Raw genomic sequence first — 17,161 nt, 5'->3', positions numbered from 1 at the left:
GTAATGTCATTACTTTTGATATATGCTTAAAACGCTCCAGATATTAGCTGCCAGTTTTCGGTTAGCCTGGCAGGAATTAAGAAATAATAAATTACGTACGTTCCTCTCATTATTTGGAGTAACCATTGGTATATTTTGCATAATAGGTGTGCTAACCACCGTTGACAGCCTTGAAAAAAATATCAAGGAGGGAATCAACAGTTTAGGTTCTAATACCATTTATATTGATAAATGGGATTATTCCGGAGGTGGGGATGGCGAATACCCCTGGTGGAAATATGTAAAACGGCCTTCCCCCAAATACGATGAAATGCGTTTCATTAGCGCTAAAACCAATGCTATAGACAATATGGCTTTTACCCTCCAGGTTCAGGGGCAAAATGTAATACATGAAAAAGATATGATCCAGAATGTTGCTTTGTACGGAGTAACAGAAGAATTCAATTCCATCCAGCCGTTTGAAATTGAATATGGACGTTATCTGACCTTATCGGATATGGAAAGAGGATCGGCAAACAGTGTAATGGGTTATGAAAATGCTGCTAAACTTTTTGGCTCAGCAGAAAGAGCGCTGGGTAAAACCATAACTATAAAAAACAAAAAAATAAATGTTGTAGGGGTAATAAAAAAACAAGGGAAAAGCTTATTGGTAAGCGGGTGGAATTTTGATGACTGTGTAATTTTATCTTACCGGTTCTTCAGAACCATATTTGAAGAGCGGTACTCGAACCCTACCATTATGGTACAGGGCAAACCCAATGTAACTACTGAAGCTTTTAAAGATGAGCTTCGGGGAACACTAAGGGCAGTTCACCGTTTAAGTCCAGGAACGGAAGATGATTTTTCATTAAATGCAGTAAGCGATTTCAGCGATGCAGTTACCAACCTTTTTTCCAGCGTAAAGCTGGGCGGATGGTTGATAGGGCTATTAAGCCTTGTAGTGGGTGCTTTTGGAATTGCCAATATTATGTTTGTAACGGTAAGAGAAAGAACACCGATAATAGGCTTAAAAAAAGCCGTTGGCGCCAAAAGCAGAACTATTTTATCAGAATTCCTGCTCGAATCGGCGTTTATCTGTTTCATTGGTGGCGCTATTGGTCTGATACTGGTATTTTTAATGGCCCAACTTTTAAGCGGCCCGCTTAATTTTAATGTTTATATTTCTTATAATATACTGGCACTTGCCGTAAGTATTTGTATTGCCATTGGTGTGCTGGCCGGAATAATCCCTGCCACTATTGCGGCCCGTATGGATCCCGTAGTAGCCATACGGTCTAAATAAGCTTTGTTTTCAAATAAACCGGTATCGTTTAATGCCTTTCAGCCTTAGTGTATACCATTATATACTATAGTTGCACTTTTTTCGTTATCGGAACAGGACCATTTTAAAAATAATATTAAAATTATCCTATGATAAAATTTTTATACGTAATGTTCCTTGGCATTACTTCTCTTCTTTTATTCATTTTTTCGAAAGAAAAAGATGACTTTGTTTGCAATAACCAGGCTTCAGGCAAAATAGAACTTATTACAGATTCGTTGGGAAGCTATTTGGGCATAATAACTGAGCACAATAAAATATTACAGCCATCTTCCATGAATGAAGACATTATATTAGCCGCCGGTCAAAGGGTTACGATCTGCTATAATGTGGATTCTTCAAAATATACTCCGGCGGCTGTTTCTGTGCCGGTTAGTATAAAATCAATCAGCTACGTAGAGCAATAGACCGATGCCTTTTATTAGCGCTGAATAGCTGCATAATCCATTATTTTTGCACATGCAAAAAGTTACCGGTGATATTTCCATCCTGGCTATTGAATCCTCATGCGATGAGACTTCCGCAAGTATTTGTTTGAATGGAAAAATACTTTCCAATATTATCGCCTCTCAAAAAGTACATGAACAATACGGTGGCGTAGTGCCTGAACTGGCGTCAAGAGCGCATATGCAAAACATAGTGCCGGTAACGGATACGGCAATACATGAAGCCGGACACCGCCTGGAGGAGATGGATGCCATTGCGTTTACGCAATCGCCCGGTTTGATCGGCTCGTTGCTGGTAGGATCGCAGTTCGCCAAATCATTGGCACTGGCCTTAAACAAACCATTAATTGCTGTGCATCATATGCAGGCACATGTACTGTCTAATTTAATTGATGACCCCAAACCTTCCTTCCCGTTTTTATGTTTAACCGTAAGCGGCGGACATACACAGATCGTTTTGTGCAAATCGCCCCTGCAAATGGAAGTAATAGGTGAAACCATAGATGATGCAGCAGGAGAAGCTTTTGATAAATCGGCTAAATTATTGGGACTTCCTTACCCTGGTGGTCCATTAATTGATCAATATGCAAAAAAAGGAGATTCCAAACGATTCCCGTTTCCTGAACCTCAGATACCAGGTTTTAACTTCAGCTTCAGCGGGGTTAAAACAGCCATTTTATATTTTTTACAAAATGCCGGGAAAAGCTATGTTTTTAAAGAAATATTTTCATCTACTGAAGCAGAAAGAAAATCATTCATTGACGACAACCTTGCAGACATCTGCGCTTCCATACAGGCCCGCATCGTTTCCATTTTACTGAATAAGCTTAAAAAAGCAGCCATTACAACCGGCGTTAAAAATATTTGTTTGGCCGGTGGCGTATCCGCCAATAGTGGCTTACGCAAAGCTTTTAAAGAGATGGGAGAAAAGCAGCAATGGAATACATTTATTCCGGCCTTTGAATACTGCACTGATAATGCCGCCATGATTGCCATTACCGCCTATTATAAATACCTGGAAAAAGATTTTTCAGATTTATCGGTAACTGCAAATGCAAGGGCGGAATGGTGAATGGGCGCCAAAGGAGTTGGATTATTTATTTCTTCCTGAAAAACACCCTCACCGGCACGCCTTTAAAATCAAAATTTGCTCTTAGCTGGTTTTCCAGATAATTTTTGTAGGGCTGTTTGATATCATCGGGGTAATTACAGAAAAATGCAAAACTGGGTACAACTGTGGGTAATTGGGTTGCATATTTTATTTTTATAGAATTGCCTCTTACAACCGGGGCATGATAAGATGCCACAGCTTTCAGCATCACATCATTGAGTTTGGAAGTAGGTACCTTGCGCTGCCGGTTTTCATATACCTGCAGTGCAGTTTCAATTACTTTAAATATCCGGAGCTTATCTTTTACCGAAATGAATAATACCGGCACATCGGTAAATGGAGCCAAACGATTCTTTAATTCTTTTTCATAATCCCTGGCTGTATGCGTTGCTTTTTCCATGAGATCCCATTTGTTCACCAGCAATACAATGCCCTTTCCTTTGCGTACCGCTAAGGAAAAAATATTAATATCCTGTGCCGTAATGCCTTTAGTGGCATCCAGCAACAACAAACATATATCCGCTTCATCCAGCGCCTTTATGGCTCTGATCACAGAATAAAACTCAAGGTCCTCCTCTACTTTATTCTTCCGTCGTATACCGGCAGTATCTATTAATATAAATTCTTTCTGAAATAAATTATAATGCGTATGAATGGTATCTCTTGTGGTGCCGGCAATATCACTTACAATCGTTCGCTCCTCGCCCACCAACGCGTTAAGGAGAGATGATTTTCCCACATTGGGCTGACCGATAATAGCGAATTTGGGCAGTGCATTTTTATCACCCGCTTCGTCATCATCCACATCCGGTATCAGTTTCACCAGGTCATCCAGCAGTTCACCTGTGCCACTGCCGCTGATGCTGGAAAGGAAATGAATATGTTCAAAACCCATACTGTAAAATTCCGTTGCATCCAGCATGCGCTCGGGGTTATCCACTTTATTCACCACCAGGAATACGGGTTTTTTTGACTGTCGCAACATATTAACCATGGCTTCATCCAGCGCGGTAATACCGGTTGCCGCATCGCACATAAATACAATAGCATTGGCCTCATTTATGGCAATGGTTACCTGCTTGCGAATTTCGGTTTCAAAAATATCCGTACTGTCGTGCACAAAACCACCCGTATCAATAAGGTTAAAGCTTTTGCCATTCCACTCAGCCACCCCATATTGCCGGTCGCGTGTAACACCACTTATATTATCCACAATGGCTTTTCTTTCTTCAAGCATACGATTAAAGAAAGTGCTTTTGCCAACGTTTGGTCTTCCTGTTATAGCTACTGTAAAACTCATAAAAATTCAGGTTTCAGGTCTCAGGTTTCAGGTCTCAGGGTGCAAGTTGCAGTCTGCACCTAATACCCGTATTCCTTTAAATGTATATCATTGTCCCTCCATTTGGGCCGCACTTTCACAAATAATTCCAGGAACACTTTGCTGCTCAGAAATTTTTCTATCTCCTGCCGGGATGTTGTTCCGATTTGCCGGATCATTTTCCCTTTTTCTCCCAAAATAATAGCTTTCTGCGATTCCCGGTGAACAATGATCTCCGCTGTTATTTTAATTAAACTTATTTTTTCCTTAAACTCCCGTACTACCACTGCCGTATGATATGGTATTTCATCCTGGAACAGGTCGAATATTTTTTCCCGTATCATTTCACCTACAAAAAAGCGGGTAGGCAAATCCGTTAGATCATCTCCGTCATAAAAAGGCTCCCCTTCCGGTAAGAACTCCAATATAGCACTAAGCAGGAGGTCTGTATTTATTTTTTTAAGCGCTGAAATAGCGATCGTTTTTTTACAATATGCTTTCGCATCAAAAAAATCCGATACCTGCTTTATTTTGTCTTGCTGCGTACGGTCAATCTTATTCAGTACCACAAAAGCGGGAACTTTTAACCTGAGTCCCGAAAAAATAATGTCTGCCTCTTCAAGGTTTTCATTTACGTCTACCAAAAGCAATGCAAGATCTGCATCTTCTAAGCTGCTTTTTACCGAATGCATCATTTTTTCGTGCAATTTGTACCGGGGTTCTATAATACCCGGCGTATCGGAAAAAATAACCTGGTAATTTTCACTGTTTAAAAAGCCTTTGATGCGATGGCGGGTAGTTTGTACTTTAGGCGACACAATGGCCAGCTTCTCCCCTATGAGTGCATTGAGCAAAGTGCTTTTGCCGGCATTGGGTTTACCAAAGATATTTACAAATCCAACTTTCATCAGCATAAAAAATTCCTGCAAAGGTAACAGAAACAAAAATTGTTTGGCTGATTAAATACATACACCTACCTTTGCGCCTCCTTATTACTGAAGCGGATGAGTGAAATAGAGATTTTAACAGTATGCGGGAACAGGGGCTTGGAAAATTTATTATCTTAAAGTCTCGGGGTAGAACAGTCCGCCGCGGCGGATCGGGCTCATAACCACAGAAGTTCTAAAAAATATTAAACTTATATCGCGAGGTAGAGCAGCGGTAGCTCGTCGGGCTCATAACCCGAAGGTCGGTGGTTCGATCCCATCCCTCGCAACAGTTGAAGCGTCACTTAAAGTGGCGCTTTTTTATGCATATTGTTTTATACAGGTCTTATTTTTTGGAAACAGGCCAACTTGCTCTGTTATCACTCTGGTAAAGCCCGATTTTTCCAAAGGGAACCTGCTTAAATCCCCGCTCCAAAGCTGGAGAATCAGCGCTAAGCTGATACCCGCCTTGTTTAGGATTTTTTTGATTGGTAAATAACGGATCAACAATAACAAAACTTTCGGATAAACTATCCTTAACTGCTGAATTTGGCGCAACAACATTATCGTTCATTGTTACATAAGGACGGGCTTTATCTTCAATAGACGTTCTCCAGAAGCCTACGTTTTTATCCCAGGCACCACCCTGGCAAACATTATGTGAAATAACATTGCCTTTGGGAGCTTTAGGTTCATCATTAATGATATTGATCAATTTCGGATACCGTGTACTATATGGAGGTTTGTTATAAGCAATACCTAAAATAGTACCCTTTTCTTTTTCATCCTTAATCCATTCCTCGGGATGATCATGCATCCATCCCAATCCTCTTGCATCAACATGCAGGGAAGGAACACAATCAATAAAGATGTTGTTTAAAACGTTATTATCTCTGCCTCCGCCAATCATCATTGCACGTGTAACCTTATCAAACACATTCCCTATAATATCAACTCCGCAAAATGCATCATCAAGATAAACACCTACGCATCCTTTTCCTTCAAAACCCGAAATATCGTGAAGATAATTGTAGCGGATTATATTCCCCCGCATCGTCCAGTTCCTGCCTGCATATACTGCACCTGCATCGTTCGATTCATAGCAAACATCAGATATTTCATTGTACTCCATTAAATGATCGTTTCCATTGAAATATATGGCCATGTGTGGAATTTGTTTTATAAGATTGTGGGTGGCACGGTTGCCAACTCCGTTAAGAGAAATTCCCGGAAAATATACCCGTTTAATTCTGGCGATATGGTGTATATTATTATTATCTGCAAAACACTCTGCCGGTGTTAGTGTGCTGCGGTCGCCGGCATCAATTTTGATCCCTCCCGAACCCACACCGTATATATCGCAGCCCACCACACCGTTGCGAATTCCTCCGTTAATAACAATACCTTCATCTCCGGCGTTCCTTACGGTACACCCCACAAGTAAAGCCTGATTGCAATCTTCCATTTTAACCACAGTTTCACGGCAACCTTCAAGTATCACACCCTGTATGGTTAGAAATGAAACCTTATTCATGCTTATGATATTTTTATTGACGGAAACAAAAGCATGTCCTTTTTTAACTCCTGATGGTGGATAAAAATAGAGGATACCTTTTTCTCTGTCTACATAATACTCCCCCGGCTCATCTATTTCCGAAAGAAGATTAAACCCATAGAACCATTGACCCAGGCGATATCCATAGGTATGATATGGAGGTGCTACTTCCATGATCTTTTTCTCCGTATCAATTTTGGAAACTTTATGTGATTGTTCACTCCAATCCCAAAACCAATACCCGCTAACCCATGCATCTTTCTCATTTTTCCATTCATTTATCCGCTGGTCTTCATAATTGAACTTACCCACTTTATCGCCTTTTGTTCCTCTTATATCTACCGGATCTTCATTGAGTAACCCCGTTATTTTGACAAATCCCTTATTGGGGTATCGCGAAAGCCACATCGGTTCGTTATTAAAAAATAATTCTATACCCCCACCTCCCGGAGACCCAAAATCATTTATACCTATAGCTGCAAGGTCTGACTGATATATCTTTCCGCGAACATCAGAACTAAATTTATTTAAAACAGCTTCATCTGTAACCAGATCCCATTTCGTTAAATTTTTACCACCTGACAATCGTACTTCTTTACCTTTTTGCCCAACATATATAATACGTGAATGAGCGTCTGCACCACCATCTTCGGCTTCTAACTCAAATGTTCCCGGTAGTTCATAAACACCTGCCCGAATCTCTACGATTATATCTCCTTTGGGAAGCTTTTTTTGCTTTTTCAATATACGAATCGCATCCCGGGTTCCCTCTATGGTTGCAAAGGGACCATCCGTTTTATTTCGGTTGGGCTGGCTAAGCTTTCCAGACCAGTTATCATTTCCAACAGTAGAAACATACAATTTTAAAACAGGTTTTGGTGATGAATTACCTGGGGCACTTATAGCCAATATATTTATTCCTACAAGTGCGATCAATGAAAAACAGAATTTCCATGTTGAAAAAATTTTAGTCCTGGAAAACAACGCTCTCATTTTTTTAATTTTAGTTCCTGATAATTTGTTATTTTAAATAAACACCAAAATGCAACATTCCGGATAAAAGACATGGTGTCATGCCGTTTCATTTGGAAATCCGGAGTCAAATTACGTGGATTTTCAAATAAATAAAAACTTCCTTCAATCATGCCTTTTTGTGGTTTGCCGTTTTGCAAGTATTTTCGCAGATCAATTCAGGTAACGAAAGGGCGATCCCATTTTTTGCCTGGATCCATTCTTTATCAAACACAATTCTGTTATGGCATACGATGTAATTGTTTTAGGCAGCGGTCCCGGCGGATACCCGGCAGCTATCCGTGCTTCACAGTTAGGATTTAAGGTAGCGATCATTGAAAAAGAGAGTTTGGGCGGCATTTGCCTCAACTGGGGCTGTATACCCACCAAAGCGCTGCTGAAAAGCGCACAGGTATATGAATCTATGAAGCACAGTAAAGACTATGGATTAGAGGCCACAGATGTAAAGCACAATTTTGAAGCTGTTATTAAACGCAGCCGTGGCGTAGCCGATAAAATGAGCAAGGGTGTGCAGTTTTTAATGCGGAAGAATAAGGTAGATGTGATCATGGGGTATGGAAAAGTAAAAGCGAAAGGACAAATAGAAGTAAAAGCAGCGGATGGAAAAACGCAGGTAGTAGAAGGCAAATACATCGTTATAGCCACAGGCGCACGTTCACGCCCGTTACCGAGCCTGCCTATTGACGGTAAAAAAATAATTGGCTACCGCGAGGCCATGTCTTTGCCACAACAACCCAAAAGCATGATCGTTGTGGGCAGCGGCGCCATTGGTGTTGAGTTCGCTTATTTTTACAACAGCCTGGGTACTAAAGTAACTCTTGTTGAATTTTTGCCCAGGTTAGTGCCGGTTGAAGATGAAGAGATTTCAAAAGAACTTGAAAAGCAATTTAAAAAACAAGGTATAGAAGTTTATACCAGCAGTGAAGTGACCAGTGTTGATTCAGGCGGTAGTGGTGTAAAGGCCAAAGTAAAAACAGGCAATGGTGAAATTACCCTTGAAGCAGATATTGTTTTGAGTGCAGCAGGTATTGTAGCCAATATAGAAGACATCGGGCTTGAGCAACTGGGCATTAAAACAGAGAAGGGTAAAATAGTAGTAGACAAATACCAGCAAACCAATGTGCCCGGCATTTATTCTATTGGCGATTGCAGTCCCGGCCAGGCATTGGCGCATGTTGCCAGCAAAGAAGGAATTGTGGCTGCCGAACACATGGGCTACAACGAAAAGAAATACCCGCATCTTCCTGAACCATTGGATTATAATAATATTCCCGGTTGTACCTATTGCACGCCCGAAATAGCATCCATTGGTTACACCGAAAAAGCTGCAAAAGATGCCGGTTATGAAATTAAAATAGGTAAGTTCCCATTTATAGCCTCGGGCAAGGCAAGCGCCGCGGGCGCCACGGATGGTTTTGTTAAAGTAATTTATGACGCCAAATATGGGGAATTCCTGGGCGCACACATGATCGGTTACAATGTAACAGAACTGATCGCCGAAGTATCTGTTGCACGTAAATTAGAAACCACCTATCATGAAATACTGAATGCTTCGCATCCGCATCCAACCATGAGCGAAGGCGTTAAAGAGGCAACTGCCGCCGCTTACGGGGAGGCGATAGATATATAAATAAGGGGGAAGAGGCGAGTAGTAAGTGGTAAGTTGCAAGATGCGGTTGGTACCCGAAGTAAGGAGGTTCAGACCGCATCTTTGCGTTGCTCCCTCTCAAGGAGTGAAAGGTGAAAGATGACCGGTAAGAGTGAAACACTATTCACTATTGACTATTCACTTTTTCACAAAATATAAAGCGGTTTCATCACATCAAACCCCGCTTTCATCACATTTTAATAATAACATAGCTTATCTGTTTTACTATTGCAAAAACTTAACGGTTTATGCAAATAAAAAAATTAGAGCCCTGGGGAGCAGTAACCCTTCTCCTCATTTATATGTTTGTAAAAGCATATGAAAGTGTAAGCTTTTCTTCCGATGCTTTATTACATAAATATGGACAGGCGGCTATCCGCTATCATCTTGTTTTTGATTATTACAAGTATTACCTGATCCCACAGCTTGCAATTGTTGTTGTTATTGCGGCTATCCTTTTTGCATTGAATTTTAAAATCATTCCACATCAGCTTGAGAAAAAAAACTACCTGGCTGTTGCCGGTTCACTTTTCACATCGTTTGTGGTGGTATTCCTGTCAGCATTTATCTGCAATACCTGGTTACGTTATTCCCTGTATGCCGTATACGCTACAAAAAAGGGAGCCGATATGCAGGTAATGAAAGAATCATTTGGACAAACCTTACTCATTTTCCTGTTATTTATCGCTTATTACCTGTGTAAAATGCTGGCAGTGTGGTTGCACAATGAAGTATTAAAAAACAAACCAGTCTATAAAAAGTTATTCACCGAAGTTATTGCAACGGGTTGGTCATGGATAATGCTGCTCGGCTTTTCCTTTGTTTTCAGGGAATATATTTTTCGATGGGTTCCTTCGTTTGTTCTTGTGCTTCTCCCCTTTTATATCACCCTTTTCTTTTTATCGGCTTATTTTTTTTTACCGCGGTTCGCTGTACATGCCAAAAGAAGAAAGCTGCTATTCCCTTCTTTGCTCATTATTATTGTTTTTGGCCTTCCATTGTTTGTATTATTTGTTGAGCTTTCCGGCGCAGCCAGAAATGAAGGAGTATTTTTTTCCGTTGTCTTTTTTATTTTAGGCTTACTGATAGTTACCTGGTTTTTAGCCAGGTTCCATTTTGATCAGCAAAGAGAAAAATTAAAAGAAATACAATTCCTTAAAAAAACCGTTTCCCAAAAAAGCGCCGATATAGATTTCCTGCGCTCTCAGATCAACCCTCATTTTTTATTCAATGCCCTCAACACCATTTATGGTACTGCCCTGCAGGAAAATGCCGACCGGACGGCTGAAGGTGTGCAGAAGCTGGGAGACATGATGCGGTTTATGCTCCAGGAGAACCAGGAAGAAAAAATACCGCTGGACAAGGAGATCAATTATTTAACAAATTATATTGATCTCCAAAGACTCCGTACACTTACATCGCCTGATATAGCTATAGATCTGACCATAAAGGATAAGGATTGCCGTCACTACATTGCTCCCATGCTGCTCATTCCTTTTGTAGAAAATGCCTTTAAACATGGTATAAGCCTCAAAGAAAAATCATGGATAAAAATTAACATATCGTGTGATACTGAAAATCTTTATTTCGATGTTTATAATAGCGTTCATCTTAAAAAGGAAGATGATCCCGAAAAAGACCGGTCCGGAATAGGACTGGAAAATGTAAAACAACGTTTATCACTTTTATATCCCGGGCAACATGAATTACATATCAGATCAACAAACACAGAATACTTCGTCCACCTCACCATCCAATTATGACAATGAAATATCTTCATGGGATAAAATATTGTGGTGGATGGCTGCAGCCGACGCCAGGCTAATGAAAGATTGCGGACCAGACAGGTTTCGTTATACCGTAATTGGTTACACGGTAATGGCTACCTGGATCTTTGCCACTTTGGCCTGGGGCTATTTCTTTTCTACTTTATTTGATGATATCCTGATCATTTTACCTGCTGCCATTTTTTTTGGATTTGTGATCCTTACTATAGACCGCGGACTCATTGCCGGCATTAACAGCAATGGCGGGAAGAACCGCTGGCTATCGCTATCCGTAAGATTGGTACTTGCGCTTACCATCGGCTTCTTTTTATCGCAGCCTGTAGTATTAATGCTTTTTAAAAAAGATGTGGATGCGCACCTGCCTGTGGTAAAAGAAAAGAAAATTGCAGCATATACCAAACAAATACGAGAGGAAAATACAATACCGCTACAGGAAGCCAAATCAGAAATTGACCGTATCCGCAATGAGCAAAAAAACCGGGAACAGGAAATTCTTGATCTGAAGAATGCCTATATCCGTGAAACAGACGGCACCGGTGGTTCGGGAAAGATTGGCGAATACACAATAGCTCGTGTAAAGAAAATGGCCCACCTGAAAGCGGAAGAAGATATGATAGCCTGGAAAAGAACGATGCAGGCGCCTTTAGACAGTGCACTGGCACAGGAAAAGAAATTAGAAAACAACATACAGGCACGTATAGGCGAATTTGAAACAGGATTGTCAGACGGCTTTCTGACCCGCATAGAAACCTTAGACGACCTGATGCTAACCCACCCTCCTGTAAAATACCGGTACAGGCTGGTGATCATGCTGATTATGCTGATAGAATTGATGCCCCTGCTTACCAAGCTCATGATGCCTTCGGGATTGTATGAAGAAAAAGTGCAGGACGCCGTGTTGCAGAAGAAACTGGCCTGGCAAAACAAAAGAGCAGCCTTTCATGAAGTAGAAAAAGAATTTTATGAAAAAGCACTGGCCTCCGACAAACAATTGCAAATTGAGGTAATGGCTGAAATTGACGCATACCGCCGTAAAGAGGCTGAAAATTATTTTAACCAATGGAAGCAAAATCCGGGCAAAGTGCGGCAGTTCTGGGAGCAGTTGAAAAGCAAACTATTGTATTTCAGCAGAAATTAAACAGAAAGGGAGTCCTTTTTTACGGGTAGTGCCAACGCTACTATATCAGGTAACAGCAAATAGTGCCATGACAAACGCGAAACCTGCCAGCCGGCTGGTGCGAGACGTGAAAGTTCATTTCACATCTCACGATAATATACAGACATAATTTGATTGACTAAACACCAGGATGCTATCGTTTGCTGTTATCCTCATTAAAAATCTTTACACATATTATTTATGAGACAATTTTTTACTACAGTCTTTATTCTACTTATTACTACAGGATCAAACGCGCAAACCTGTACCTTATCCGGACGTGTAATAAACTTTAAGGATACTACCCTAACCCTGAACCTGTTGTACGCAGGCGCCCATTACCACAACCAGTCTGTTGAAATAAAATTAAACGCCGGCGGTAAGTTTAAGCAAACCATCGCTTTACCCTACCCGGTATTTGCATTGTTGAAGTATAATGAATTTGAACGAAGACTATTACTAAGTCCGGGCCGGAATTTGCATCTTTCATTTAATGCTTTGCAAAGCGAAGAAAATATACTGCTGGCCGGAACTGCAGGTAAAGAAAACAACTTGCTTAATCAATTAAAAATCGAAGATATCCCCTTTTTTATGCAGGGTAAATGGGAAGAAAATGTGTATGCTAAAATGCCGATAGACTCCCTGGAGGCAGGTGTATTGCAAGTGGTGCGTAAGGAATATGCAGCAGCCAGAATAAAAATCGAATCAACCCCTGTTCCTGGAAATCTTCAACAAATTTTATTAAAGGAATACAAGTATGTTAATCAATGTTTTCTGTACGATTTTGCCGGCAACTTTATGCGATGGGCCAAAAATAAAGACCAGGAACAATTTTTAAACAAGGTAATCAGCCTGGAACCTTTGCCTGACAGCGCTACTTTAGTAAGTTGTTTATACGCGAATATGATGCTGGACAACTATACTAGGTACCAGCTAATGAAAGCGGGAGAGGATTTCCGGAAAGACTCCGTGACGGCAAAGCACCGTATTGAATCGCTACTGCAAATGCCATTCGCGGAAATCAATAAACAGGCGGAGCAGTATGGCGAACGCTATATACTTTCCTGGTTATATGCCAGGCAAAACCTTCCGGAAAAGATACAGGACAAAGTATTGTTCAATAAGATAATGGAAAGCTGTAATAATAAATTATTTTCAACCGCAAAAGCTTTAGAAGATACACTTCAGCGTTATTATCCAACCAGCAGCTATTTTTCAATGGCAAGGCTGGAAGTAAATAAATTGCGGCAATTATTTGAACAGCAATCGGGGAATACGAAAATCGTTTTTCATACAGGAAAAAAAATAAAATCTTTGAAGGAATTTGTACAGGCATACAAAGGGAAGGTGGTTTATCTTGATATTTGGGGTACATGGTGTGGTCCCTGCCGCGTGGAAATGGGATATGTACCTGAGCTTAAGAAAAGGTACGCGGGAAAGGATATCGTATTTGTTTACTTAGATATGGATGATGACAATAAAGAAAACTTATGGAAAGAAATGGCTTACCTGTATGAATTGGAAGGTGAGCATTACAGGCTGAACAATGACGAGATACAAAGCTGCTGGAAAGAAATTGAAAATGAAGGAGGAGTAACCAACCGCTACCCTACTTATGTGTTGTTTGACAGAGATGGAAAGATGGTAAAAGCCAATGCGGAACGGCCGGGCAGCAGGGAGAAATTGTACAAGCAGTTGGATGAAGTTTTGTAGTTTTATTCAACAATTCAAAATGAAGATACCGGCTGCATCAAACCTTTAGGCTTACATTCTTAAAATGCTTCACACTATCGCCATAGACGATGAACCCATTGCACTGGAAGTGGTTAAATCGCTTTCAGCAAAAGTGCCTTTTGTAGATTTACAGGCTTGCTTTACCAATGCTTTTGAAGCACTTGCCTATTTACAGCAACAAAAAACAGACCTGATCTTCTTAGATATTAAGATGCCGGACATCAGCGGCATTGACTGGCTGAAATCAGTTGTGAAGCCTCCTATGGTAATTTTTACTACCGCCTATAGCGAACATGCTGTAGAAAGCTTCGAGCTGGATGCGGTTGATTATCTTTTAAAACCATTTTCACTTGCCCGTTTTTTAAAAGCAACCAATAAGGCCAATGAATTGTACCGGTTAAAATCTTCCGCTTCCGTTCAGGAAATCAACCCTGATCATGTATTTATAAAAAGCGGTTACGAGCAGATCAGGATAGACTTTGATGATATCGTATACCTGCAGAGTGCGGGAAATTATGTTCACTTTATTCTTGCTGAAAATAAAATACTTTCCAGGCTTACCATGAATGAAGTAGAAGCCTTGCTTCCTGCTGCTCTATTTACCCGTATTCATCGCTCCTATATTGTTGCCAATAACAAAATTACCCGCATGGATAAATACAATATCCGGATAGATGATATTTGCCTGCCGGTAGGCCCGGGTTACAGTACGGCATTGGAGCAAATGGTAAAGTGACCGTTCAGTCGGGCGGGGCTTTTTTGGTTACTTTTTTTCCGCAAAAAAACGACAAAAAGCAAAAGATAAATAAATTTCAAATGCGACATCCGAAGTGATAAATTCGAAATTCGAGAGAAAAGTGAGAAGAGAAAGAAGCGGTATTCGGCCTGTCGTTAACAGTTACTCACCTGATAGCTGAGAGCCGACGGCTGATTGCAAAATATCAAGAACCAAATAACAAAATACAAGAACCAAATAAAAATCAAAGCTCAAATCCGAAGCCAAATTCAACTATAAACCATAAACTTATAAACAACAAACAGGCTCCATCTCAACTTTCAAATCATAAATCTCAAATCCGCCAATGCCCAACCCCTACTTTCAATTCAAGCAGTTTACCATACAGCACGATCAGTGCGCTATGAAAGTGTGTACCGACGCATGCATACTGGGCGCATGGTTCGCGGAAAAGATACCGCAGGGAAGTAAAGTGCTCGATATTGGTGCGGGCTCAGGACTTTTAACACTGATGCTGGCACAGAAAGTGAAAGCACAATTTGATACCATTGAAAAAGACGCGCAGTCTTTTAAACAAATGACGGAAAATATTGAGCGGAGCAAATGGAAGGATACGATCCATGCGTTTATGGGCGATGCTACTACTTATGCGTTCCCGCAGTTATATGATTTCATCATCTGCAATCCACCGTTTTATGAAAATGATCTGAAGTCGGGTAATGAAAAGAAAGACCTGGCCAAACACGATACCGGTCTAACATTAGAAGCGCTTGTAGAGGTTATTGATCAAAACCTGACAGCCTATGGGAGTTTTGGCGTACTCCTCCCCTTTCATCGTACAGCACAATTTGAACAACTTGCTTTGAACAAAGGATTGTATTTATCTGAAAAGCTTCTCGTGAGGCAAACGCCCCAACACGATTATTTTCGCAGTATTCTGCATTTTACACGTCATAAAACAGATTCCTTACATGACTATGAGCTTATAATAAAACAAAAAGACGGAAGCTACAGCAATGCGTTTACCACCTTGTTGAAAGACTACTATTTGTATTTATAAAGGCATGAAGCCACAAAGCGTTTTCCTTTGTGACCTTGTGACTTTGTGGCTATTTTTTTTTATGATCGTCTTCGTAAGTATTTTTATTTTTTGAGCACCCCAACATAATCTTTCAAATACTCATATGGTGGGCTAAGCTTTCCCTTGTCAACAATGGTGGCTCTTTTTATCATTGGTGATCCATCTTTTATAAGATCTTCCAATATATATTTTATCAACTGCTCACCAAAATACCGGGAGGCATCACGCGGCAATTCATTGGGCAGGTTGCCCACTGCAATAATATCAACAGAATCCTCCTGGTATGGCGCCGTTTTTTCAAAACTTTTCCTGCTTACTCCATATACCGGGTCTTCAATGGTTTGATCGCCAAGATTAATGGGAACAGATCCGTTAACATCATCGGTAATATCGGCAATGGTTTGAATGATAAACCTGTCGGAGCTTATGGCTTCCTTTTCAAAAAGGCGGGGCATTGTTTCGTCCCAATATACACCATTTAACAAGATATCAGTTTGCATAGAATAAGGCAAAAAAGTGCAGGCATATTGTTCAGGATGCTCATGAAAATCAATGCGGGTATAGGTATCCGTTTGTTTATGCCGGTACAGATCGGCTCCTTTTAGCTGTGTATATACAGGATAAGCGAATCTGCGGCTCAGGTATTCATCGGGCTCCACTTCATGAATACCTACAAGATTCATGATTTCAAGAATACCATGAGCCACACGTCCTGAACCGGTTACTGCAATCTTTACATTGGGTATCCGCAATCCGAAATAAGTATGTATCAGTTCCCGGAAGCTTCTTTGCCGGTAAACGCGTTCGAGGTTATACAAACCGGTGCGTTTGCCATAAGCCATCAAACCATTGTGCGCTCCCACTACTCCTGCAAAAAAACCAAAACCAATAATACGTTGCCCATCCTCATGCTCAAGGCATTCATAATCTATAAGCGTTATTTTTTTGTCAACTATTGCCCGGAGTAATTTTTGATTTTGCGGTTGTTTCTTTTTTGTATGGGAAAAGAAAAGATAGGTTTTGCCTGGCAGCAGCATATCAACGGGCACTTCTTTGATGCCAAAAAAAACATCACAATCGCTCATGTCTTCTTTTACTTCAACACCCGCAGCAGCATATTCTTTATCGGTAAAACAACGGTGAGGTGAGCTTTGAACAACAATCTTCACATCAGCAATCTGTTTATGTATCCATTTGCATTGGGCGGGAGTTAATGCTACGCGGTTGTCTGCAGGATGTTTACCTTCTTTTATTAGCCCTATTCTGATCATACAGGTAAATATAAATGGTAAAAAGAAGCTATGCTATCA

General features: G+C 40.6%; 13 protein-coding genes and 1 tRNA gene. 10 read left to right on the top strand and 4 right to left on the bottom strand.

The features are described from left to right. Nucleotides 1-22: 22 nt before the first annotated feature. The 3 genes from FRX45_RS14955 to tsaD all read left to right on the top strand — a co-directional run bounded on the left by FRX45_RS14955 (nt 23) and on the right by tsaD (nt 2,839). Nucleotides 23-1,282, top strand: a complete 1,260-nt coding sequence (locus FRX45_RS14955; RefSeq protein ID WP_152269248.1) for an ABC transporter permease — start codon at nt 23-25, stop codon at nt 1,280-1,282. Nucleotides 1,283-1,410: 128 nt separating this feature from the next. Then, nucleotides 1,411-1,728: a hypothetical protein gene (locus FRX45_RS14950; protein ID WP_152269247.1), complete on the top strand. Its 318-nt coding sequence runs from the start codon at nt 1,411-1,413 to the stop codon at nt 1,726-1,728. Nucleotides 1,729-1,780: 52 nt separating this feature from the next. Beyond that, nucleotides 1,781-2,839, top strand: a complete 1,059-nt coding sequence (tsaD, locus tag FRX45_RS14945; protein ID WP_152269246.1) for a tRNA (adenosine(37)-N6)-threonylcarbamoyltransferase complex transferase subunit TsaD — start codon at nt 1,781-1,783, stop codon at nt 2,837-2,839. Nucleotides 2,840-2,864: 25 nt separating this feature from the next. Here tsaD and der read toward each other — a convergent pair whose 3' ends face one another. Beyond that, a complete protein-coding gene (gene der, locus FRX45_RS14940) occupies nt 2,865-4,178 on the bottom strand; it encodes a ribosome biogenesis GTPase Der (protein ID WP_152269245.1) in 1,314 nt (437 codons plus the stop codon). A gap of 59 nt (nt 4,179-4,237) precedes the next feature. Further along, complete coding sequence (gene era / locus FRX45_RS14935; protein ID WP_193311713.1) at nt 4,238-5,104, bottom strand: GTPase Era; 867 nt, start codon at nt 5,102-5,104, stop codon at nt 4,238-4,240. A gap of 236 nt (nt 5,105-5,340) precedes the next feature. Between era and FRX45_RS14930 the strand changes: the two genes are divergently transcribed. Beyond that, nucleotides 5,341-5,412: transfer RNA gene (locus tag FRX45_RS14930), tRNA-Met, on the top strand. A gap of 56 nt (nt 5,413-5,468) precedes the next feature. Here FRX45_RS14930 and FRX45_RS14925 read toward each other — a convergent pair. Next, nucleotides 5,469-7,670: a right-handed parallel beta-helix repeat-containing protein gene (locus FRX45_RS14925; RefSeq protein WP_152269244.1), complete on the bottom strand. Its 2,202-nt coding sequence runs from the start codon at nt 7,668-7,670 to the stop codon at nt 5,469-5,471. Nucleotides 7,671-7,932: 262 nt separating this feature from the next. On the opposite strand from FRX45_RS14925, the gene lpdA reads away from it, so the two are divergent. The 6 genes from lpdA (at nt 7,933) to FRX45_RS14895 (ending at nt 15,830) form a co-directional block, all read left to right on the top strand. Then, nucleotides 7,933-9,339 carry a dihydrolipoyl dehydrogenase gene (gene lpdA, locus FRX45_RS14920; RefSeq protein ID WP_152269243.1) on the top strand — a complete coding sequence of 469 codons (1,407 nt, stop codon included), beginning with the start codon at nt 7,933-7,935 and terminating at the stop codon, nt 9,337-9,339. Between the two features lie 266 nt (nt 9,340-9,605). Continuing rightward, the gene (locus FRX45_RS14915; RefSeq protein WP_226805397.1) at nt 9,606-11,120 is read left to right on the top strand and encodes a sensor histidine kinase; all 1,515 of its coding nucleotides are present in this window, start codon (nt 9,606-9,608) and stop codon (nt 11,118-11,120) included. Further along, entirely contained in the window at nt 11,059-12,282 is a 1,224-nt protein-coding gene (locus FRX45_RS14910) for a DUF4407 domain-containing protein (protein ID WP_152269242.1), read from the top strand. Before FRX45_RS14915 ends, FRX45_RS14910 begins: the two co-directional genes overlap by 62 nt. 219 nt (nt 12,283-12,501) lie before the next feature. After that, entirely contained in the window at nt 12,502-14,013 is a 1,512-nt protein-coding gene (locus FRX45_RS14905) for a TlpA family protein disulfide reductase (RefSeq protein ID WP_152269241.1), read from the top strand. 64 nt (nt 14,014-14,077) lie between these two features. Next, the gene (locus FRX45_RS14900) at nt 14,078-14,770 is read left to right on the top strand and encodes a LytR/AlgR family response regulator transcription factor (protein ID WP_152269240.1); all 693 of its coding nucleotides are present in this window, start codon (nt 14,078-14,080) and stop codon (nt 14,768-14,770) included. A 346-nt stretch (nt 14,771-15,116) separates the two neighbouring features. Next, complete coding sequence (locus FRX45_RS14895; RefSeq protein WP_152269239.1) at nt 15,117-15,830, top strand: tRNA1(Val) (adenine(37)-N6)-methyltransferase; 714 nt, start codon at nt 15,117-15,119, stop codon at nt 15,828-15,830. An 83-nt stretch (nt 15,831-15,913) separates the two neighbouring features. Here FRX45_RS14895 and FRX45_RS14890 read toward each other — a convergent pair whose 3' ends face one another. Continuing rightward, entirely contained in the window at nt 15,914-17,122 is a 1,209-nt protein-coding gene (locus tag FRX45_RS14890) for an NAD(P)-dependent oxidoreductase (RefSeq protein ID WP_152269238.1), read from the bottom strand. Nucleotides 17,123-17,161: the final 39 nt, after the last annotated feature.

Origin of the sequence: Agriterribacter humi, from assembly GCF_009192765.1 — a bacterium.
Lineage (GTDB): Bacteria > Bacteroidota > Bacteroidia > Chitinophagales > Chitinophagaceae > Agriterribacter > Agriterribacter humi.
Note: the sequence above shows the minus strand (reverse complement) of the source record. Positions and strands in the feature narration are given on the sequence as shown.

Bases quoted from the DNA above. Each gene is read 5' to 3' on its own strand.
- era (WP_193311713.1), bottom strand. From the start codon at position 5,104: ATGAAAGTTGGATTTGTAAATATCTTTGGTAAACCCAATGCCGGCAAA.
- FRX45_RS14900 (WP_152269240.1), top strand. From the start codon at position 14,078: ATGCTTCACACTATCGCCATAGACGATGAACCCATTGCACTGGAAGTG.
- FRX45_RS14950 (WP_152269247.1), top strand. From the start codon at position 1,411: ATGATAAAATTTTTATACGTAATGTTCCTTGGCATTACTTCTCTTCTT.
- FRX45_RS14925 (WP_152269244.1), bottom strand. From the start codon at position 7,670: ATGAGAGCGTTGTTTTCCAGGACTAAAATTTTTTCAACATGGAAATTC.
- FRX45_RS14955 (WP_152269248.1), top strand. From the start codon at position 23: ATGCTTAAAACGCTCCAGATATTAGCTGCCAGTTTTCGGTTAGCCTGG.
- FRX45_RS14905 (WP_152269241.1), top strand. From the start codon at position 12,502: ATGAGACAATTTTTTACTACAGTCTTTATTCTACTTATTACTACAGGA.
- tsaD (WP_152269246.1), top strand. From the start codon at position 1,781: ATGCAAAAAGTTACCGGTGATATTTCCATCCTGGCTATTGAATCCTCA.
- FRX45_RS14915 (WP_226805397.1), top strand. From the start codon at position 9,606: ATGCAAATAAAAAAATTAGAGCCCTGGGGAGCAGTAACCCTTCTCCTC.
- FRX45_RS14895 (WP_152269239.1), top strand. From the start codon at position 15,117: ATGCCCAACCCCTACTTTCAATTCAAGCAGTTTACCATACAGCACGAT.
- der (WP_152269245.1), bottom strand. From the start codon at position 4,178: ATGAGTTTTACAGTAGCTATAACAGGAAGACCAAACGTTGGCAAAAGC.
- FRX45_RS14910 (WP_152269242.1), top strand. From the start codon at position 11,059: ATGAATTACATATCAGATCAACAAACACAGAATACTTCGTCCACCTCA.
- lpdA (WP_152269243.1), top strand. From the start codon at position 7,933: ATGGCATACGATGTAATTGTTTTAGGCAGCGGTCCCGGCGGATACCCG.
- FRX45_RS14890 (WP_152269238.1), bottom strand. From the start codon at position 17,122: ATGATCAGAATAGGGCTAATAAAAGAAGGTAAACATCCTGCAGACAAC.